Annotated in this window: 2 pseudogenes; one reads left to right on the forward strand and one right to left on the reverse strand. The window is 61.1% G+C overall.

The features are described 5' to 3' along the window. Positions 1-149: pseudogene (locus ACWTU8_RS32400) on the forward strand (sugar phosphate isomerase/epimerase); the annotation flags it as partial. Between the two features lie 102 nt (positions 150-251). Here the strand turns inward: ACWTU8_RS32400 and ACWTU8_RS32405 are convergent. Then, a pseudogene (locus ACWTU8_RS32405) lies at positions 252-483 on the reverse strand (phosphonate ABC transporter, permease protein PhnE); the annotation flags it as partial.

A 483-nucleotide genomic window follows, 5' to 3' on the forward strand; every position in this document is an offset into this window, starting at 1 on the left:
ACGACTGGCTGACGATAGAGGCGTTCGGGCGGTCGCTGAAGGATCTGGCGGCGGCGACAAAGGTGTGGCGCGATTTTTCCGAAACCCCGGAAGCGGTGTATCGCGAGGGGTATAAGCATATCAGGAATGGTTGGAAGAAGGCGGCTTAGGCTCCTCCGTTCGTCATCCTCGGGTCTGCGCCGTTTCGCTTCGCTCCTTGCTTCGCCCGTGGATGACGAAGGAGGAGGGGATGGCTGCTGGCTTTGCGCTTGCTACCCCTGCTCGGCCTGGATCCTGTTGTAGTCGTGAATCGTCCGGCTCAGTCGGCGGCGCAGGAAGTTCGAGATGTTGTCGAAGATGAAGACGACCAGCAGGATCAACAGCACCATGTAGAAGACGTTGGCCCAGTTGGAGTTGGTGCGCATCGCTTCCCATAGCTTCAGGCCGATGCCGCCCGCACCGACGGCGCCGATGATGGTGGCGCCGCGGGTGTTGGACTCCCAC

Source organism: Mesorhizobium sp. BHbdii, from assembly GCF_053848045.1.